General features: G+C 47.8%; 19 protein-coding genes. 5 read left to right on the forward strand and 14 right to left on the reverse strand.

The features are described 5' to 3' along the window. Positions 1 to 34: 34 nt before the first annotated feature. The 3 genes from DPF93_RS09995 to nudE all read right to left on the reverse strand — a co-directional run bounded on the left by DPF93_RS09995 (position 35) and on the right by nudE (position 4,930). Positions 35 to 2,680 carry a beta-N-acetylhexosaminidase gene (locus DPF93_RS09995; protein WP_114766045.1) on the reverse strand — a complete coding sequence of 882 codons (2,646 nt, stop codon included), beginning with the start codon at positions 2,678 to 2,680 and terminating at the stop codon, positions 35 to 37. A gap of 848 nt (positions 2,681 to 3,528) precedes the next feature. After that, positions 3,529 to 4,356 carry a 3'(2'),5'-bisphosphate nucleotidase CysQ gene (gene cysQ, locus DPF93_RS10000; protein WP_114766046.1) on the reverse strand — a complete coding sequence of 276 codons (828 nt, stop codon included), beginning with the start codon at positions 4,354 to 4,356 and terminating at the stop codon, positions 3,529 to 3,531. 25 nt (positions 4,357 to 4,381) lie between these two features. After that, a complete protein-coding gene (gene nudE, locus DPF93_RS10005) occupies positions 4,382 to 4,930 on the reverse strand; it encodes an ADP compounds hydrolase NudE (protein WP_114766047.1) in 549 nt (182 codons plus the stop codon). Positions 4,931 to 5,282: 352 nt separating this feature from the next. Between nudE and DPF93_RS10010 the strand changes: the two genes are divergently transcribed. After that, entirely contained in the window at positions 5,283 to 5,891 is a 609-nt protein-coding gene (locus DPF93_RS10010) for an outer membrane beta-barrel protein (protein ID WP_114766048.1), read from the forward strand. A gap of 52 nt (positions 5,892 to 5,943) precedes the next feature. Here the strand turns inward: DPF93_RS10010 and nfuA are convergent, their stop codons facing one another. Both nfuA and DPF93_RS10020 read right to left on the reverse strand, forming a co-directional pair. Further along, on the reverse strand, positions 5,944 to 6,531 hold the full coding sequence (gene nfuA, locus DPF93_RS10015) for a Fe-S biogenesis protein NfuA (protein ID WP_075652064.1): 588 nt from the start codon (positions 6,529 to 6,531) through the stop codon (positions 5,944 to 5,946). Positions 6,532 to 6,622: 91 nt separating this feature from the next. Next, a complete protein-coding gene (locus DPF93_RS10020) occupies positions 6,623 to 7,339 on the reverse strand; it encodes a ComF family protein (RefSeq protein ID WP_114766049.1) in 717 nt (238 codons plus the stop codon). 64 nt (positions 7,340 to 7,403) lie between these two features. Here DPF93_RS10020 and bioH point away from each other — a divergent pair, with 64 nt between their 5' ends. After that, positions 7,404 to 8,195, forward strand: coding sequence for a pimeloyl-ACP methyl ester esterase BioH (gene bioH, locus DPF93_RS10025; protein WP_114766050.1), 792 nt, complete (start codon positions 7,404 to 7,406; stop codon positions 8,193 to 8,195). Between the two features lie 134 nt (positions 8,196 to 8,329). Next, positions 8,330 to 8,800 (forward strand): ATP-dependent Lon protease, encoded by a 471-nt coding sequence (locus DPF93_RS10030; RefSeq protein WP_114766051.1) that lies wholly within the window; start codon positions 8,330 to 8,332, stop codon positions 8,798 to 8,800. An 89-nt stretch (positions 8,801 to 8,889) separates the two neighbouring features. Here DPF93_RS10030 and DPF93_RS10035 read toward each other — a convergent pair whose 3' ends face one another. Then, positions 8,890 to 11,211, reverse strand: coding sequence for a Tex family protein (locus DPF93_RS10035; RefSeq protein ID WP_114766052.1), 2,322 nt, complete (start codon positions 11,209 to 11,211; stop codon positions 8,890 to 8,892). Positions 11,212 to 11,293: 82 nt separating this feature from the next. Beyond that, positions 11,294 to 11,770: a transcription elongation factor GreB gene (gene greB, locus DPF93_RS10040; RefSeq protein ID WP_114766053.1), complete on the reverse strand. Its 477-nt coding sequence runs from the start codon at positions 11,768 to 11,770 to the stop codon at positions 11,294 to 11,296. A gap of 303 nt (positions 11,771 to 12,073) precedes the next feature. Between greB and ompR the strand changes: the two genes are divergently transcribed. Then, positions 12,074 to 12,793: an osmolarity response regulator transcription factor OmpR gene (ompR, locus tag DPF93_RS10045; protein WP_075652052.1), complete on the forward strand. Its 720-nt coding sequence runs from the start codon at positions 12,074 to 12,076 to the stop codon at positions 12,791 to 12,793. Between the two features lie 70 nt (positions 12,794 to 12,863). Beyond that, on the forward strand, positions 12,864 to 14,171 hold the full coding sequence (gene envZ / locus DPF93_RS10050; protein WP_114766054.1) for a two-component system sensor histidine kinase EnvZ: 1,308 nt from the start codon (positions 12,864 to 12,866) through the stop codon (positions 14,169 to 14,171). A gap of 66 nt (positions 14,172 to 14,237) precedes the next feature. Here the strand turns inward: envZ and DPF93_RS10055 are convergent, their stop codons facing one another. Genes DPF93_RS10055 through gspH form a run of 7 tightly spaced genes read right to left on the reverse strand, consistent with a single transcriptional unit; the run spans position 14,238 to position 19,253 of the window. Then, positions 14,238 to 14,999, reverse strand: a complete 762-nt coding sequence (locus tag DPF93_RS10055) for a type II secretion system protein N (RefSeq protein ID WP_114766055.1) — start codon at positions 14,997 to 14,999, stop codon at positions 14,238 to 14,240. Positions 15,000 to 15,003: 4 nt separating this feature from the next. Next, entirely contained in the window at positions 15,004 to 15,495 is a 492-nt protein-coding gene (locus DPF93_RS10060) for a type II secretion system protein M (RefSeq protein WP_114766056.1), read from the reverse strand. Positions 15,496 to 15,505: 10 nt separating this feature from the next. Then, positions 15,506 to 16,714, reverse strand: coding sequence for a type II secretion system protein GspL (gspL, locus tag DPF93_RS10065; protein ID WP_114766057.1), 1,209 nt, complete (start codon positions 16,712 to 16,714; stop codon positions 15,506 to 15,508). After that, positions 16,680 to 17,693, reverse strand: a complete 1,014-nt coding sequence (gene gspK, locus DPF93_RS10070; protein ID WP_114766058.1) for a type II secretion system minor pseudopilin GspK — start codon at positions 17,691 to 17,693, stop codon at positions 16,680 to 16,682. The genes gspL and gspK overlap by 35 nt, the downstream gene beginning before the upstream one ends. Continuing rightward, positions 17,683 to 18,339 (reverse strand): type II secretion system minor pseudopilin GspJ, encoded by a 657-nt coding sequence (gene gspJ, locus DPF93_RS10075; RefSeq protein ID WP_114766059.1) that lies wholly within the window; start codon positions 18,337 to 18,339, stop codon positions 17,683 to 17,685. The genes gspK and gspJ overlap by 11 nt, the downstream gene beginning before the upstream one ends. Continuing rightward, positions 18,326 to 18,682: a type II secretion system minor pseudopilin GspI gene (gene gspI, locus DPF93_RS10080; RefSeq protein WP_114766060.1), complete on the reverse strand. Its 357-nt coding sequence runs from the start codon at positions 18,680 to 18,682 to the stop codon at positions 18,326 to 18,328. Before gspI ends, gspJ begins: the two co-directional genes overlap by 14 nt. Next, entirely contained in the window at positions 18,669 to 19,253 is a 585-nt protein-coding gene (gene gspH / locus DPF93_RS10085; RefSeq protein ID WP_114766061.1) for a type II secretion system minor pseudopilin GspH, read from the reverse strand. Before gspH ends, gspI begins: the two co-directional genes overlap by 14 nt. Positions 19,254 to 19,287: the final 34 nt, after the last annotated feature.

Below are 19,287 nucleotides of genomic sequence, written 5' to 3' on the forward strand. Positions count from 1 at the left end.
AAATCCATTTAAAACTTACTAATTCTTTCTTTGCTTACTTTAGTGTAGTTACGCGACTCGCTTTCTCACCGCTGGCTGACACTGAACGAATCCACACTTCACCACTTACACTTGGGCGCGCATCATCAGCATAGGTTAGCCAGTTTTGACCATCGATTGAGTACTGCAACTCAATACCTGGGAATGCACTGTTCATCGCTAACTTACCGTTCTCAATTTTCGCTCCTGGTACTGGTAGGCGGTAATCGATGCCTGCTTTCTCTAGCTTCGCCAACTCACGTTGACCAAGTACGTTAGCAAAGCGGTTGTAATCTTGGTTACGTGCAGCTTTATCCACTAAGTTGGTGTTTTGCGAATACTCTACACCCACTTGGTACTCATTTTCCCAATCCGCTTGGTGCCATGCGCGCTCTGCTGCGGCTAGAACACGTGGGAACACCATGTATTCATACTGTTCATCGTTACGTACTGTCTCTGACCAAAGTTGCGCAGACAACCCGTAGAAAGGTTTCGCCTCGATAGTGCCTTTACCCGTAAAACCATTGCCATCGCGGTCAACCGAAGTTTCAGCGTTTTGTGGCATGTTCTCTGGTGCAAAGCCGAACATCTTACGAGTATCTGTCGCACGCGTTGCCCAGTAGTAACCACGCTCTTGTGGGTCGACTTCGTAAGGCATATCCATGTAAACGTAATCTGGGTTTGACACAATCACGTCATAGCCCTTCGCTGACCACTCATACACCGAAGAAGTGCCGCCCCAGTACAGAACATCCCAGAAATTGACGCGGGTATTTTCAGTAGCAAAGGCTTTCTCACCGCCTTCGCTGTACTTCAAGCCATCTTGCCACGCTTGGAAATTCGCAATGCCTTTTTGCGCGACAATCTTCGACACTTCTTCAGCGAAGTAACTTGGTAGGTGAGCAAAATCACTCACGGTACCGTCTTTGATCAGCGCCTGACACTGAGGCGATTTAGCAAATGGCTTATCTTGTTGAGACAGGTCAATTGAGCCTTTCCACGTCACTTTGTCTTGCGCGTTGATATCTTGGAAACCTGCGCCCAGCTTAATGTTCTTCGCTTCATCACCACCGAAATGCCAAGTCGTCAGTGGCATGCCTGCCTCATTGTGCATCGCTGCGACTTCAGAAATTACCTTATCGACAAAACGAGTCGATGAGTCCAAGCATGGGTTAATAAAGCTGTGTTTATCGTAAAACTGTACCGTCGTAACATTCGATGTGTCTTGTGGGTCCATCAAACGATATTCATTGGCTTGCTGCTCTTTGCCTTGCGCCATTAAGCGATCGTAACGCGCTTCCATTGAAACAACTGCAGAACGTGCGTGAGCTGGCATATCGATTTCAGGAATCACCTCGATATTGCGTGCACCCGCGTATTTTAAGATCTCAATGTAGTCAGCTTTGCTAAAGTAGCCCGAACCAAAATTATCAGAAGAAGGACCAGAGCCTAACTGCGGTAACAAACATTGTTGTTCATCCAAATCAAAACAACGCTGGCCGCCGATGTCGGTTAGCTCAGGAAGGCCTGGTATTTCTAAACGCCAACCTTCATCATCAGTCAGATGAAGGTGTAATTTGTTCATCTTGTACGCCGCCATTTGGTCTAGCGTCGCCAAAATCGCTTGTTTGCTGTGGAAGTTACGCGCTACATCCACCATCACGCCACGGTAATCAAAACGCGGCGCATCAATAATACGCAATACTGGTAGTGTCTCTTGCTCACCCGTTAAGGCAAAAATTGATTGCACTGCGTAGAACAAACCTGCTTGGTCAAATGCGACGATCTTGATGCCATCTTCAGCGATCACTAACTCATAAGCACCAGATTTCGCTAAATCTTCAGGAAACTCACTCGGTACAATCGCAGCATTTACCGCTAACTCACCGGCAAGGTTCACTTCCAGTAGATTGGCACGCGCTTGCAGTGCCGCATACTGCTGTGATGAGAAATCAGCGCTGTTGAGCTTAATGCCCTTAGCGATACTCACCACGCCTTGCCCTTGTTCGACAATCAGAGGGGTTGGCAATAGTGTTGTCGATACATCTTGCTTGGCAAGATTGGCGTTCTTTTCAAAACGGGTAACGGCTGTGGCGAACACATTGTTGTCATCCGGTGTGCGCTTTAGGTTATCGCCCTCGAGACCAGAAACAAAACTCGCCACATCTTCTGTGTTGAGTGAAGCAATCATTTTTGGCTGTGCATCTGGTGCGGTGATAAACGCGCCCGGCATAAAGTCGGTCGCAAATAGTTGCCAATATTCACCAATCAAGCCCAATTCAATTTTTTCACCTGCGGCAAAGCCATCAAATTTTTCGGTTGGTTCTAGCTTATGTAGGTCGCCAGTCACGCGAGTGATCTTAAATTGGTCGCTATCCACATCGAGAATTAAGCGAATGCTGTGAAAGTAAATCGCCCAATCTTTACCATTAACCGCTTCACCTTGGTTTTCTAGCGTCATGATCACTTGATTACATGATGCCCATTCCGCACCTAAGCTTTCACACGCTAAACCATCGTTAGCACCATGGTTGGTCACCACTTGGTAGTGAATATCTAAGTTGTCTGCCAGCGTATCGACTACTTGTTGTGAGTTCTGCAGAGACGAGCAACCGCTCAAAGTTGCTAATACCGAAGCTGCGATCAAAGTTGGTTTCAACATCTTACTTACCTATAAAACACATAACACGCAGCCAAACAGCTGCACTTACCAAAAAAGAAAATCCAATGGCAGGCAATATAAGTAGTTATTTTCCAGCGTAAAATTAATCGTGTTAATAGAGTGATCTGATTCAAATTACGCCGCCAAACAAAAATATAAAAACTTTAAAATCAATGATTTAAATTTAACGTCAAAATCTCAAAAATTATTTTGCCGAAAATTCTGGGCTGCACATCACACTCACTAAGTAAAACATCAATAACTTACTGGCGTGCCATCGCGGTTTCATATTGATAAGAAAGATAGTTGTTGAATTTTCGTGACGAAAAGTGTGCTGAAAGTCTCAATTTCTGGCGGGTGAATTTTACGCAGCAAGGCGGATTTTGACGGTTTTTCCACGGCGGGGAATAAGTGAGAGCGGAGTCGGGAATACGGAATCGGGAACGCTGCGCTCACGGATGCGGGGATAAGGAATCGGGAACGCTACGCTCACGGATGCGGGACGTTCGGCTTACGCCTCTCTTCGGGAGGTGCGTATCTTGAGCTGGGCAGTGGATAGTGAACTCGTAAGACTGGATACTGAAGCAAAAGATTGTCATTCCATACCGCGCGGCAGCGCGTGATAGGGAATCTGGTTTTTCTGAAAGTGAGCTCTTCGCTAGAGGTACCCGACTCGGCTGCACATCTCGAGGATGACAAAAATCGATATCATGAGTGCGAAAACGTAACGTACCACTCTCCGTAAGTGCCGTTTACGGCACGTTCCCGGAATGGAATGTTCCGTAGCAAAGCGTTCCAATTACCGTTCCAAAATCCGTAAGCCCAGCAACGCTGGGCGTTCCGCTCTTCTAGTCTTTAACCAACAAGATCTCATTCCAAGGTAAGTTCTCATCACCGAGGACAATAAAGTTTGGGTTCTCTAACGTATCACGTTCATTGTAGGAAAGCGGTTCGAGTTGGGTACTAAGAATACGTCCACCAGCTTCTTCGACGATACATTGCGTTGCGGCAGTATCCCACTCACCGGTTGGACCAAGACGCAGATAACAATCGACCGCCCCTTCGGCAACCAAACAAGCTTTGAGTGCTGCTGAGCCAAGTGGCACTAAATCATAGTTCCATGCACTGCTCATGCGGCTGGTAATGCGGTTGATATCTTGGCGGCGACTGATGGCAATCGCAATCGGCTGTTGCTGACCCGGATGCTGATGGGTGGTAATACGCACACTCTCATTCATATCTGGGATTTTCCATGCACCTTTACCTTGGTAGGCATAGTAAGTCACGCCAGAAACCGGACCATACACCACCCCCATCACTGGTTTGTGGTTTTCAATAAGCGCGATGATGGTCGCAAAATCACCACTGCGGGCGATAAACTCTTGCGTGCCATCAAGCGGGTCAACCAGCCAGTAGCGATCCCACTGCGAGCGTTGCTCTAGGCTAATATCCGCCGCTTCTTCGGAAAGAACTGGGATATCCGGGGTAAGTTCAGACAGTTTTTCCACAATAAACTTATGCGCCGCCAGATCTGCACTGGTTACCGGGGTTTCATCTGCTTTGATGTACTCTTCGTACTGTTTTTTCTGGTAGATGTCTAAAATCAGCTGACCTGCAGCACGCGCCACATCAATCACTGCCGGTAAGTGGTGCGATAAGTCTTGGGTTATTGGCATAAATAAATCCTTGGCACTAACTCTATTATGGTTTTAGGTATCTCAAAGCGAGCATCAGTGCAGTAATACTGCGCGCCTCACTAAAATCGAGGTGCGTTAATAATTCTTCCGCTTGCGCTAGCGGCCAGCGCACCAACTCAAGTGGCTCTGGCTCATCACCTTCTAGCTTTTCAGGGTAAAGATCTTGCGCGACAAACAGCGTCATCTTGCTAGAAAAATAAGACGGCGCCAGCACCACTTCTTTGAGTGGCACGATCTGATTGGCACCAAAACCAATCTCTTCTTTTAGCTCGCGGTTAGCCGCCTCTGCGGCGCTCTCACCCGGGTCAATTAACCCTTTAGGAAAGCCTAGTTCGTAGCGCTCAGTACCCGCTGCGTATTCACGCACCAAGAGTAAATCACCTTGCGCGGTTACTGGTACAATCATCACCGCATTACGACCACTAGGACGCATACGTTCGTAAGTGCGCTCTTCACCGTTACTAAAGCGCAAGTCCAACGCTTCAATGGCAAACAAGCGCGATGTCGCTACCGTTTGTTTGTCCAGAATCTCTGGGAGCGTTTTTCTACTCACAAGATTTCTCCTTTGTTCGCGCTAAGCAACCTGAATATAGATTCTTAATATATGAGAAGACAATAGTTTAAACCAGTATCTCAAGCACTAATTTGTACATTTTCTACATTCAGTTTCGCTAAATAAACCTCAAATTATTTTCTGGTTAATAGCCTCCATTTTGAGAGTTTTGAGAGATTACCTGCATATAAAATGTATCTTCATGAATGCCATTGATGAGAAATGATGTCATAGCTACATATTCAAAATAACATCCTATTTCTGTAACCAATTACGCCCATCGCGCACATTCTTTTCATAAAACCAGTCGCATACTGCTCAAAAATCAACCAAACAAAAAGAGGACAGTACGATGAAAACTCATCACATTTTAACCAGCGCAGTATTATTATTTATGACGTCAAACCTTGCCTATGCAGAGCAAAATCAACTCGATGGACAATGGTATTTTCAAGGTTCTATTGGCTATAGCGTTGTTGATATGGACAACATGCTCGATGAAAAAAGTTATGATGTAAATAATGACGACATCAGCTATGAACTTGCGGTCGGTTATCTATTTACCGACTATGTGGGGGTGAAAATTGGATGGCGAGAACTCGGAAAGGGATCGTATAAAAGCAGCTCTACATCCACTCGTTATTTTCATAGTGAGCAAGAATTTAGTAGCCTATTTATCGCTATGACTGGTCACTACCCAATAGCTGAACACTTTGAATTGGTCGGTTCGGCGGGTTTCTCACGCTTAACACAAAGTCGCACTGCAAATATCTATGACAATGGCTCGCTCACTAGTACAGAGACACCAGATGACTATGATTTCACTGAACCCTATTTCTCTTTAGGTGTTGAGTACAGCTTTAATCGTAATATCACCATCATCTCCGAGTTCATTCACCAACCGATGACAGAGATAGCCTCCGCCAATACTTACCAGCTTGGCATCAAGTACAAATTCTAGTGACAAAAAAGGCGCTAATCAGCGCCTTTTTTGTCATCATCTTCAACAGGAATTAGTAGTAAGAGTGCTCACCACGGTCATGCTCTGTTGCATCACGAACTGCGGTTAGTTCACCTTCAAACTGTTGTAGTAGCTCTTTCTCGATGCCTTCTTTTAGCGTTACATCAACCATTGAACAGCCATTACAACCGCCACCAAATGCAACGATAGCAACGCCTTCATCAGTGATTTCAACTAGGCTAACGTGACCACCGTGACCAGCAAGTTGCGGGTTCACTTGAGTTTGGATCACATACTCTACGCGCTCAACCAATGGCGCATCGTCCGCCACTTTACGCATTTTCGCGTTCGGTGCTTTAAGCGTTAGCTGAGAACCCATCTTGTCAGTCACGTAGTCAATTTCTGCATCTTCAAGGAAAGGCAGGCTTAGTTCATCAACATAAGCTGACAGAACCTCAAACTTTAGCTCTGTATCTGTAGCTTCTACCGCTTCTGGCGGGCAGTAAGACACGCCACACTCTGCGTTTTGCGTACCTGGGTTTACCACGAACACGCGAATGTTTGTACCTTCTGGCTGCTGAGCTAGCAGCTTAGCAAAGTGTTCTTGAGCGCTTTGGCTAATAGTAATAGGATTTGACACGACGAATACCTGAGTAAATTTGTAGGATATTTGTTGACCATTTTACTCCTGAAAATTTTCAGATCTAGTCCTTTAAGACGAAATCGTCAACTTATCGCTCACTGTGCGGTTCAGGAGTCCGGCAGATGCAATAAATATCAACGCTTTTGGCTCCGGCATCAAGCAGTAATTTGCATAATTGCTGTACGGTGCTGCCTGTTGTCACGACATCATCGACAATCGCGATGGCAGAATTATGGCAAGCACCATGCAGCTTAAAAGCATTGTGTAAGTTTTTTTGTCTGGCTTGGCGGCTCATGCCAAGCTGCGGCTGTGTTGCACGTATCCGTTTAAACATTGCTTGGCATGGCACGCCTAGTCGCTGTGCTAATGCCCTCGCAATCCACTCACTTTGATTAAAACCACGCCAAAGCTGGCGCTGCCAATGCAAAGGCACAAAGGTGATCACGTCAATCTCAGGCGAGAGCTTTGCTGCCAGCATCTGCGCTAACACATCGGCTTGGTGCAGTTGGCGTTGAAATTTTAACTGCTGCACATAGTGTGACAGTGGCGGCGTATAGTCACCGACACAATAGAGCTGGCGCCATAGTGGCGGCGAAGACAAGCAAACACCACAAAGATCCACTTCCGTCAGACATTCGATACCACAGCGGCGACAGCGCGGCACTTGTAACGCCGCTTGGCAGCGCCAGCACAGTAACCAAGTGAGCTTGGCAGCCTTCTCTCGGCGCTCGATCGCCAGACCGCAGCACTGACAATAATGTGCAACCAATCGCTGCCTGTTTTTCTGCCACCATTGCGTTAACATAGTCTACTCGGGCTAAGGGTTTACTTCATAGTGCAACAGCAGTCAGCATGAAAGGACGATTTAAGTGGTAGAGATTGAGACAACAGCAGCAGAGTTACATTGGCAAAGTTTTGGTGCAGGCAAGGATTTGGTGCTTTTACATGGCTGGGGCATGAATGGCGCAGTTTGGCAGCAGACCGCTGAAGTACTTAGCCAACATTTTCGTGTCCATGTTGTTGACCTGCCTGGCTTTGGACACAGCCATCAATCAAGCTTTACAACACTGGCGGATCTAAGCGAGCAAGTGCTGCAACAAGCGCCAGACAATGCGACTTGGCTCGGCTGGTCACTCGGTGGTTTAGTCGCCTCACATATCGCCCTGCATCATCCAAAGCGCATCAATGGTCTAATTACTGTCGCGAGCTCGCCTTGTTTTGCTGAACAAAAACCATGGCGTGGCATTCAAGCCAAAGTCCTCAAAGCCTTTACCGCGCAATTGTTGGATGATTTTCAGCTCACGATTGAACGCTTTATCGCCCTGCAAGCGATGGGTAGCCCATCCGCAAGGCAAGATCTCAAAGCACTCAAACAAGCGGTCTTATCGCGCCCGGAGCCGAATCAACAAGCGCTACTTGCGGGCCTAAACTTGCTTGGCGACATCGACTATCGCCACCAGCTTAATCAAGTTCGCGTACCCACACTGCGTCTCTACGGTCGCTTAGATGGTTTAGTGCCAATTCAAGTCGCAGAAGATGTCGCGCAGCTGATGCCAGAGAGCCAAAGCTATGTGTTTAGCCAATCATCACATGCACCGTTTATGACTGAATTCGAGCTGTTCTGTCAGCAAGTTGAGCAGTTTATTCGCGCAAACCCTTGATATACATCCGCTTACATATTGCGGTGACAAATTTTTGAAGATGGCGCTAAATTTTTGACCACCTCAGCCGATAATACTTTCAACTGACATTCCTTATAGCCATGTCAGTGGGCGAAGCTGAGGAGGTCTCGGTTATGATCGTGTCACCCACAAATGTGAGCGTGCCACTTATCGCCCCATCGGTTAATGTGCACACGGAACAAACGGCGCGAGACAATCGTATTCGGCAGCCTATTGTCCCTACGGTTGCACTAGCCAAAAGTAATGCTGAGCGCAAAATCAGCGGAGAAGATAAACGCCGACGTGAGTCCGCGTGGGATCCCGCCGAACATCCAAACTATGGCGCCGATGACGAGTACGCGATTGACGCATCTCAACATGACCCGCCACAGAATCCTTTGGATCGTTTGTTTGAGTTACTCGCACTTGCGAGTTACAGCAATCAGCAAGGTAAAGGCTACGCAATGCGGTTTCGTTTACCCAAGCGCGTTATCGATGCAGCGATAACCGAAGGTAAAATGGCGAAGCGCCGTACCGTAATCAAGTTTCATTACGGGCATGCTGTTGCGCCACATACACCTTCAGAGGTCATTGCGGTGTTGTAGTCGCTCTTATTCTCTCCAAGAAATAGAGTGAATACCTAGAAAAACAAAGCCCCACTCATTGAGCGGGGCTTTTTCTTTATCGATGCAAGTTAGCGTTTCGCTTTCGCAAAGGCAGCCGCAAACGCGCCGCCCATAGCGCCATTGCCCGTCGGCTCTTCACGGCGACGCTGACCTTGTGAGCGCTGGTTGTTACCACCACGCGGGGCAGCACTACGTTGAGTGCGGTTATCTTGTCCCGGCTCATCATTTAGGCGCATCGAAAGTGCAATACGCTTACGCTGCACATCCACTTCCATCACTTTAACTTTAACGATATCGCCGGCTTTGACCACTTCACGCGGATCAGACACAAAGCGATCAGTCAGCGCTGAAATATGCACTAGACCATCTTGATGGACGCCAATATCAACAAACGCGCCGAAGTTTGCCACGTTAGACACCACGCCTTCCAATACCATACCGATTTCAAGATCTGATACTGAGTTTACGCCATCGGCAAACGTCGCCGTCTTGAATTCCGGACGTGGGTCGCGACCCGGTTTGTCCAGCTCTTTGATGATGTCTGTTACTGTTGGTAGACCGAAGTTTTCATCGGTGTAATCCACTGCATGCAGACCTTTCAGGAATGTTGAGTCACCAATCAGCGCTTTTACTTGCTTGCCGCTTTTCTCGGCTATGGCTTTCACCACTGGGTACGCTTCTGGGTGCACCGATGATGCATCCAACGGGTTTTTACCATCCATAATGCGTAGGAAGCCGGCACACTGTTCGAACGCTTTAGGTCCAAGACGCGCGACTTTCTTTAAAGTGGTACGGCTTTCAAAGCGACCATTTTCATCACGGAAATCAACAATGTTTTGTGCCAATGTCGTCGACAAGCCCGCCACACGGTTAAGCAGTGCTGCCGAAGCGGTGTTGACATCCACACCGACCGCGTTTACACAGTCTTCCACAACCGCATCAAGGCGTTTTGCCAGCATAGATTGGCTCACATCATGCTGATATTGACCCACACCGATAGATTTCGGATCGATTTTCACCAGCTCTGCCAATGGGTCTTGTAAACGACGGGCAATAGACACTGCGCCACGCAGTGATACGTCGAGATTTGGGAACTCTTTCGCTGCTAGCTCTGACGCTGAGTATACTGATGCGCCCGCTTCGCTGACCATGATTTTTTGCGCTTTCAGGTTGCCGCGTTTAATCACATCCGCCACAAAGCTGTCTGTTTCACGCGAAGCGGTACCGTTACCAATCGCAATCAGGTCAACGTTGTACTTACGCACTAACTGCTCAACGATTTGCGCTGATTTGTCGTATTGGTTCTGTGGTGGATGCGGGTAAATGGTCTCTGTTGCCAATAGCTTACCGGTTGAGTCGACAATCGCGATTTTCGAGCCCGTACGTAGACCCGGATCGAGACCCAGCGTTGCACGCGGACCGGCTGGCGCTGCCATCAACAGATCTTTAAGATTGGTGGCGAACACTTCAATCGCTTCGATTTCCGCGCGCTCTTTCATCGCCCCCATCAGCTCAGTTTCCATGTGCATCGATACTTTGATGCGCCATGCCCAACTGATCACCTGTTTACGCCACACATCTGCTGGCGCTTGGCTCAGTGAAATACCGTAATGGTCAGCAATCAGAGTTTCGCAGTAAGACTGGCGCACGCCCTCTTCTTGCTCAGGATCGGCATTCATCGCTAGAGTTAAGAAACCTTCATTGCGACCACGCAGCATCGCCAGCGCACGGTGGGATGGCACTTTATTGAGTGCTTCATTGTGCTCAAAGTAGTCTTTAAACTTCTCGCCTGCCTGCTCTTGTCCTACCACTACGCGCGCTACTAATTCTGCATTGCGATTAAGGTGATTACGGATCTTCTCAAGCAAGTTAGCATCTTCGGCAATACGCTCCATGATAATCGCGCGACCGCCATCTAAAGCGGCTTTGTTATCCGTGATGCCGTGTTCTGCATTGTGGTATTTCGCCGCTTCGCTCTCAGGCTCAGTTTGTGGCTGATTCCATAGCGTATTCGCTAAAGGCCCAAGCCCAGCTTCAATTGCAATTTGTCCTTTGGTGCGACGCTTTGGCTTGTAAGGCAAGTAAAGGTCTTCCAAGCGGGTTTTGCTGTCGGCTTGGTGAATCTCTTGCTCAAGCTCAGCGGTTAGCTTGCCTTGCTCTTGAATCGATTTAAGAATGGTTTGACGACGGTCATCCAACTCACGCAAGTAAGCCAAACGGCTATCTAGGTTACGCAGTTGGGTGTCGTCTAAACCGCCCGTTACCTCTTTACGGTAACGCGCGATAAATGGCACTGTGTTACCGTCATCAATTAGGTTAACAGCAGCAATCACTTGCTCAGGTCGAACATTCAGTTCCTGAGCGATTAATTTGCAGATAGCTTGGCTCATCCGTGCGATCTCTTTTGGAAATGAGTTAATTTATATAAGGGTGAAGAGCATAGTTTTCACCCTTAAGTGCGCAGGTTACTGACTAATTTTGGTAGCGGATCTGATTAACAAACCACTCTTTGTAACCTTCAGGGGTTTTTACTGAAAACTCGTCATCGACTTCTTTTTTCAGTAGCGCGCGTGCCATTGGCGAATCTATCGAGATGTAGTTCTTAGCATCACCATAAATTTCATCTGGACCAACGATGCGAAATGATTTGGTATCACCTTGGTCGTTTTCAATTTCAACCCAAGCACCAAAGAAGACTTTGCCCTCTTGCTGCGGGGCGTAATCGACCACTTTAACTTGTTCAAGGCGTTTACGCAGATAGCGTACGCGACGGTCAATCTCACGCAGACGCTTCTTGTTGTATTGATAATCGGCATTCTCACTACGATCACCAAGGCTAGCCGCCCAAGTCACCTTCTTGGTCACTTCAGGGCGCTCTTCTCGCCATAGAAAATCGAGTTCTTGCTTTAAGCGATCATAGCCTTCACGGGTAATTAGATTTGTTTTCACTCTACTTATCCATTTCTGAGTATTCCCTGATTGTCACTGTTTTTTAACCATAGGCAAGAGTTAGCGCTGTTACTAACACAATCTTTGCCGATCAAAGTTGGATTATGAGCTTTTTCTGATGATTTATTGGTGATCAACAGGCAGGTTGCTCATCGTAAAACTATCAATGCGAAACCGGTAGCAAGCGACTGAACCCACCAAAAATGCAGCTAAGATAAAAAGAGTAACAATTTGAGCAAGCACGCTTTTACAAACAGTGATACATTTTTGTCTATATGCTTTGCTTTTGAATAAGGTGTTTCAATGCAAGAAAATCATAAAATCCTCGTTGTGGATGACGATGCTCGATTACGTGCGCTGTTGGAGCGATACCTATCGGAGCAAGGCTTCCAAGTGCGCAGTGTCGCCAATGGCGAACAGATGGACCGTTTACTGACGCGCGAAAATTTCCATTTAATGGTGCTCGACCTGATGCTACCGGGCGAAGATGGTCTATCGATCTGTCGCCGCTTGCGTAATGCCAATAACGAGCTGCCAATTTTGATGCTGACCGCCAAAGGTGATGAAATTGACCGTATCGTGGGTTTAGAAGTGGGTGCCGATGATTACCTGCCAAAACCATTTAACCCTCGTGAACTGCTAGCGCGTATTAAAGCGGTGCTACGTCGTCAAACTATTGAACTGCCTGGTGCGCCAAGTGCGGAAGAGTCAGTGGTGGAGTTTGGTGATTTCCGTTTGAACTTAGGTACACGTGAAATGTACCGTGGCGATGAAGCGATGCCGCTAACATCGGGTGAATTTGCGGTACTGAAAGCGCTGGTGACTAATGCACGTGAACCGCTCTCACGCGATAAGTTGATGAACATGGCTCGTGGTCGTGAATACTCAGCCATGGAGCGTTCAATTGATGTGCAGATCTCACGTCTGCGCCGCATGCTAGAAGTGGACCCAAGCAAGCCGCGCTATATCCAAACCGTGTGGGGCTTAGGTTATGTTTTTGTGCCAGATGGCAAAGAAGCGTAAGCCAACTTATCCCAACAAGTGCGAGTTTCGACTCGCACTTTTCGTTCCTATCATCTAATAGGTTAAGTCTATGCGTTTTCGCAGTTCCTTCACTCAATCCTTATTACTCTTTGTCACGCTCTTAATTGCCAGCCAAGTCTACTCTTACTACGCCGTTTTTAATTACGCTTTGCTGCCGAGTTTGCAACAGTTTAACAAGATCCTCAGCTATGAAATCAATCTGATGCTCGACGATTCCGACACTTCGGAAAACGCTTTAGCCATGGATGCGCCGATGCGTCGCCAAGTGTTGGAGCGTCTTGGGGTCACCGTGCACAGCAAAGACAGCCCGATTGCCGAGCAATATCATCATGCGATCAGTATCGACCTGATGAGTGAGGAAATGAGTCACGAACTTGGCACGCCAACCGATGTTCGAATGGCACAAGGGGACGAAAGCTATGTGCTTTGGCTCAGTATCGGTGCCCTGCCTGATTCATTAATTCGCATCCCACTCTCTGAGCTGCAAGAAGAAGACTTTACCCCACTGTTTCGTAACAGCTTGCTGATGGCGCTACTAATTATTGCTGGCGGTTGGTTATTTATGCGCTTGCAGAATCGACCACTACTGGCGCTGGAAAAAGCCGCCAGAGGCGTGGGGCGTGGCGCGATCCCTCCACCGCTACCAGAAAAGGGCTCTACAGAAATTCGCTCGGTAACACGCGCTTTTAATCAAATGTCAAAAGGCATCCAAGCACTGGAAGAAGACCGCGCTCTTTTGATGGCAGGTATTAGTCATGACTTGCGCACGCCACTGACACGTATTCGCTTAGCGACAGAAATGATGTCGCCAGAAGATAGCTACCTTGCCGAGGGCATTATCAGCGATACCGAAGAGTGTAACGAGATCATCAGTCAGTTCATGGACTACCTTAAGCCAGTCAATAAACAGTCATTTACTGAAGTTGACCTCAATGAGATTGCGCAAGATCTTGCCAACTCAGAGGGCAGTAGTGAACATATTGAAATGGCGACTCAGCTTAGCCCACTTAAACCGGCTTATGGCAGCCCGATTGCGATTAAACGAGCCGTGAGTAACTTAGTGGTTAATGCCGTACGCTACGGCAATGGCTGGGTGAAAATCTCAACCGGAATGACCGCCGATAACAAACTGTGCTGGGTATGCATCGAAGACAACGGTCCGGGGATTGAAAAAGATCAAATCGCCAAGCTATTTGAACCCTTTACCCGTGGCGACACTGCCCGAGGCAGTGAAGGCACCGGACTTGGGCTAGCAATCGTTAAACGTATCGTCAGTCAGCATAACGGCTCGGTGGTAGTGAATAATCGCGGTGAAGGTGGCTTAAAAGTGCAGGTGAGCTTCCCGGTAAACAAGTAAACACCATCAGTGATTAATGACGGTACTGAAATAGCAAAAAGCCCCAATCTTGGGGCTTTTTTATGTCTAGATTCGACCGCGATAGGTAAACTGGTAGCGACCTTGGCTATCTGGTTTTGGCAGCCATTGTAGCTGCTGACTTAATGCCGTCGGCATATCAGCTTGCGGGCTAAACCACGCTTGCGCACTGTATTGACGATTCGCGTTAAGCTCTAGACTAAATTCACTGTTCACTTGCTTACTTTGCTGATTGCCAGCAACCGTAATCGCATTGTCCTGACAAGTAAGATCCGCCACAACCGGCCCGACTTGCAGATCCGCCAGCGGTGTACCGATAGAATCTGTGTTCCAGACCAACTTACCTTTACCCGAACTGCAGTACGGCGCTGAATACTCTAGTGACTGGATGCTCAATTCGAGCTGACCACTTATCCCCAGCGGCACGGGTAGCGGCGGAGCAAATTTCATCACTTCTGTCGCCGGCAACGACGCGATCACATCCTGCGCGTAGGCACCATTTAAACCATAACCCACCACTCCTCTAGCACGTAGTTGCCAAGGATTACCTGTGCCTAAACGCACACTGGCTTGCACCTTGCCGGTCAACAGTTGGCTTGGTTGCAATTGCCATGACACTTGACCAAAGTTATAGCGCTGCCACTGCAGTTGCTGCACTTGTCCTTGCCACAAACTGCCACTGGCACCTGCGATGCGCAGTTGTTTAGGTAGCGGAGCATAAGCTAACACAGCTTGAATCGGTAGATGCACTACCGCGCTGACAAGAAAAGTCACCAGCAGCGCTAAGACCAACAATAGTTTTCCTTTCACTTGCTTATCCTTTGCTTAATTGCAGACGCTTTACCTCAACCATACCCGCTTGGCTGCTCTTATCGATATCAAGAAACAGCACCTCAATCGCATGGTTTGCTTGCATGTATTCAACCCAAGAAATCAACTGATTGAAAGGTAGAGGTTGTACCCAAACTTGCATTTCATCACCACGAGGCTGCACGCGCACCATCTCTACATCAAAGCGACGTGCTGACGAAGAGATCGCTTGGTTTAACGGCAGGGGTGAAATCGCTTTCGCGCCATTGCCGCGTAACTCAACAATCTTGTCCGCTTGGTCACTTACCCAACCTAGCAGCTGTTTTTCGCTGTTCAAGTTAAACTGCGCTTGCTCAGCACGTTGCGTGATCGGCTGGTAAATGCCCCAATACAATACGCCAAACACCAGCACTAAACTGCCAATCATCACTAAACGCTGCTCACGTGGGGTAATGCGATACCACCAAATCTGCAGCGAGTTTAAAATAGCTTGCATCTCATTCTCCTCACTGCTGTTTCAGAACAAAGTTACCAGTGACAAAATCACCAGACTTACTGATTTGCCCTTGTTCAACGGCAAATTGTTGCTCTAACTGAGTTCGTGCTTGTTCAAACGCTTGGAAGTCTTTACTGCGTGCTTCAAGCTTGATTTCACCGCGATTGCTATCAAAGGTAAATCCGGTCATTTCAAAGTTAGGAATATTTTTCAGCGTATTTGGCAGTTTGACTAACCAATGTAAAATTGAGTCATCCGAGGCTACGCCAGAAAGACGTTTTACTTCACTCTCAAGTTCACGCTTTAGATAACTGGTGGTTGGGATCTTATTCTTCGCCAACACAGTTCGGAAAATGCGCTCACTTTCAGCGCGATACACATCCGCTTGTTGCTGAGCTTGCTGAGCCTGAATTAAGCTTTGCACCAGCAGTACCACCACCAAGACACCCGCTGCTATCGCTGCTTTTCGCCACACTTTCAAATGCTTCACTAAAGAAGACTTAGGCTTAAAACTACCAGTTAGTAAGTTAATTTTGCTGTGGATCGCTTGAGTGCCCAGTAACTGCATCACCAGTTGTGGCTCTATATTTTGCCAATGCTGCTCGGTTGCTAACGCAAGCTCTGGCAACGGGCTATACGCTTGCAAATCAAGCCAGTTATCGTCGCTTTTTACCCACTCAGACTGCGCTACCATAGCGAGCCAAGCGCTATCAACACTGATGGCTTGATAAGCAGATTTTTTCAGCAACCATTGACCGTCAATTTCAACCGCGCTGATCGCATCAAGTTCAGGTAGCGCAAGCGCATCTGGTAATACCTTGATCACCACAAAGCCCGCTTCCGCTAACTGGGTTAGCTGCTCAGATAACCAAGCTTTATCTACCGCAGCGATAAACGCGTGATTACCTTGTTTAGCCAGCGTGCTGATATGCAGACCTTCAACATCTTGTGCGACATCGTCTTCAATCAGATATGGCAACATGTTGTCGAACTGTCTGGCGCCACCCGCCGGAATGTCTACCTGCTTGAGTAACACATCGGCGCTATTTAGCAGCACAATCGTTGGGCGCTGCTGACCATAGCTTTCGATCTCTGCCAATGACTGCTCAGCCTTCAACTCGCCACTGGCGATCACTTCTTGCTGGCTTTCAGACCAAACTAACCACTGTTGGTTAGCTTGTTTGTTATTGCTCAGTCGAACGATTAAGAACTCGCTCACCGATTCCTCCAAAGCGGCGGCTAATCACCGTCGCAGTTTCTCGATTGGCACTAAATAGTTGGCTACGAATGCGCACGCGCGACTCATCCACAACAACTTGTGCATCCAATTCAAAATACTTGCTATCTACTGAAAGATAGCCTTTTGCTTGTTTTCTTAACGCTTCGTTTAATGCTGCGATTTGGGTTTCAGCCAAAAAATCATCCACGCTTCCCCAGCCATCGAAAGGGCGATTTTCCAACACGGTTTTCGCATCACTCTCGCTGAGTTGCTTGGCAAACATTGCCACTAATAACGCCGACTGTTCCGGCATTAAGGTGTTGACGTTAAGGCGAAACTCCGTCGTTGGCAAAGCACAAAGATAAGGGCGAACTATCGCCATGACCTCACCAGAAACTTGGTTGATGGCACGAAACTCACTCTCATCGGCTAACATACCATTTGCTGCCATATAGGCTGGCGACATAGCTTCATAAGTGCTGTCTTCGACACCCGTGACAGAGTTGATATCATTATCACGATCGACAAACTCCCAAGCCGAATGAGCAACAATTTCTGCCACATACTCATCAACCTCAAGCTCGCTAAGCAAATCTTGCAGCACCGTTACCAGATAAGGTGCATTCTGCGAGTTGTTTACTGCCGCCGTCTCAACTAACGCATTGAGGTTGTAGCAAGCTTGGCGATCGACTAATTTTCCTGTTAGCGTGCCGTAATCAAGCGGGTAGCTTTGCTCTTCAATCGCCCAAGGTTGTGAGCGGTTAATGGTATCGCTGTCTTTGTAACTCTGCTGGATGGCTTCAATGGCGATAGCCTCTGCCCCCATCGCATACCAATACGCTTGCTGATAATTAATTTGGTTTGCGGAACGTTTAAACTGTCCAAACAATCGCTCTGACATGGTTGCCGCAGCCGCTGTCATCATCGCCAAGAGCAGTAACACGATCAGCAGGGCAACGCCGCGCTGTTTAGTTTTCATCACGCCCCTCCGCCGCAAGACTGCCGCCTCCGGTTAAATAGACGCGCTTAATTTCGCCATAATCTTTAAAACGCAGCATCACTTCGACAGCAGTCGGCAAGCTCAATGCTTTATCCCAGCTATTGCTCCACTGCTTGCCATCAAAAAAGCGCAAATCAAACTCTTCAACTTGGTCAATCAAAGGCATTTCAGCGCCCTGTTGCCCAGCAGGTGTATCTGGGTAGTGCCACCAGATTCGTTCCAGCACACCCTCTTTCACTCGATAACCAACTTTGGTGACTTCACCGCGGGGAAACTGCTGCGCTGGGTTATGCCAACCGCTGCGGGTAAACATCACGCCTTTTAGATCGGAGTCCAACAAGTAATCACGCCATTCGAGCAAGTTATCGCTCGCCTCTTCACCGTTGGTGCGCATCTGACGCAGCGCCATTTGACGAAAATCGTTATCAAGGAACACTAGCGCTCGTTGCAGCGTTTTCAGTCGCTCGCTACGCTGCTGTGAAATATCGTTACTACGATAGATCTGACTCAACACCTGCTGCGCACCAATCGCCATAAAGGCAAAAATTGCCATCGCAATCAGCACTTCAATCAGGGTAAAACCCAATAGGCGTTTGCGACCTTGAGATAAGTTACTTTGGCACATAACTTCTCACCGTAATTATGGCTTCGCCTTTGTTTTCACGAGCCACCTCTACATCAAACGCACGAATTAAACCTTGCTGAGTGGAGACTGGCGCGACGGTCCAAAACCATTCACGATCAGCTAACGTCTCTTTGCCACTCTTTTTGCTCAGCCCTTTAGGATTGAGCATCACCTGAGCAATTTGGTTGTCTGCCACCATAGCGGCAAAGGTTTTTTCTTCCATTAGGGTCAAAGTGTTGATGTGCTGTCCGACCGAACGAATCAGCGCCATCGCCGACATAGCAAAAATTGCCAATGCCACCAGCACTTCTAACAAGGTGAGCCCGCGTTCATTGCGCTTCATCTTGCTCTCCCGGTGCCAGTAAAATGATTTGACCATTTTCTTTTGCCACTACTTGCCAAGCAGACTGTTCGATATCAGTCTCCTGCGGATAAATAGCAATAGAAAATGGCGTGATTTCACCACTCGACATAAAGAACACCTGCGGTTGTGGCAGTTGCTTCTGTTGTTCAAATTCGGCAAACATCTCTTCATCAAACAAAGAGCTTGGCTCAAATAGCCGAGCTTGGTCCTGCCAGATTGAACCTCCTAGAGTGAACTTCACTGCCAAGCCATCTTGTAGCTCGCTCTCGTAGGGAATACGATCCAGCGATAGCGGTTGCCAGCCGTTTTCCTCTAACTGTTGCAGGTAATAAGTCGCTTTTTCTTCATCGACGCGTAAACCGTAATCGCGCCCACTGAGCAAGGCTTCTTCATTAAGTAATTGCAAGCGGTGCCAGAGTGCATTGGCTTGCTGTTTCGCTTCATCACGCTGGTTATCAGGCAAAGCAAACACCACCGTGGTGACAGTAACCGCCAGCAAAGCAATCACCAGCAACACTTCTAATAAGGTAAAACCTTTATTCTTTGGCATTTTACTCTTAGGCACCACGCAGAACATATAAGCT

This window comes from Vibrio rhodolitus, assembly GCF_003350325.1.
Classification (GTDB): Bacteria; Pseudomonadota; Gammaproteobacteria; order Enterobacterales; family Vibrionaceae; genus Vibrio; species Vibrio rhodolitus.

Coding starts and splice junctions, on each gene's coding strand:
- DPF93_RS10060 (WP_114766056.1), bottom strand. CDS start 15,495: ATGCAAGCTATTTTAAACTCGCTGCAGATTTGGTGGTATCGCATTACC.
- cysQ (WP_114766046.1), bottom strand. CDS start 4,356: ATGCCAATAACCCAAGACTTATCGCACCACTTACCGGCAGTGATTGAT.
- gspK (WP_114766058.1), bottom strand. CDS start 17,693: ATGAAAACTAAACAGCGCGGCGTTGCCCTGCTGATCGTGTTACTGCTC.
- DPF93_RS09995 (WP_114766045.1), bottom strand. CDS start 2,680: ATGTTGAAACCAACTTTGATCGCAGCTTCGGTATTAGCAACTTTGAGC.
- gspJ (WP_114766059.1), bottom strand. CDS start 18,339: ATGTGCCAAAGTAACTTATCTCAAGGTCGCAAACGCCTATTGGGTTTT.
- DPF93_RS10020 (WP_114766049.1), bottom strand. CDS start 7,339: ATGTTAACGCAATGGTGGCAGAAAAACAGGCAGCGATTGGTTGCACAT.
- DPF93_RS10035 (WP_114766052.1), bottom strand. CDS start 11,211: ATGAGCCAAGCTATCTGCAAATTAATCGCTCAGGAACTGAATGTTCGA.
- ompR (WP_075652052.1), top strand. CDS start 12,074: ATGCAAGAAAATCATAAAATCCTCGTTGTGGATGACGATGCTCGATTA.
- envZ (WP_114766054.1), top strand. CDS start 12,864: ATGCGTTTTCGCAGTTCCTTCACTCAATCCTTATTACTCTTTGTCACG.
- DPF93_RS10030 (WP_114766051.1), top strand. CDS start 8,330: ATGATCGTGTCACCCACAAATGTGAGCGTGCCACTTATCGCCCCATCG.
- DPF93_RS10010 (WP_114766048.1), top strand. CDS start 5,283: ATGAAAACTCATCACATTTTAACCAGCGCAGTATTATTATTTATGACG.
- gspH (WP_114766061.1), bottom strand. CDS start 19,253: ATGCCAAAGAATAAAGGTTTTACCTTATTAGAAGTGTTGCTGGTGATT.
- gspI (WP_114766060.1), bottom strand. CDS start 18,682: ATGAAGCGCAATGAACGCGGGCTCACCTTGTTAGAAGTGCTGGTGGCA.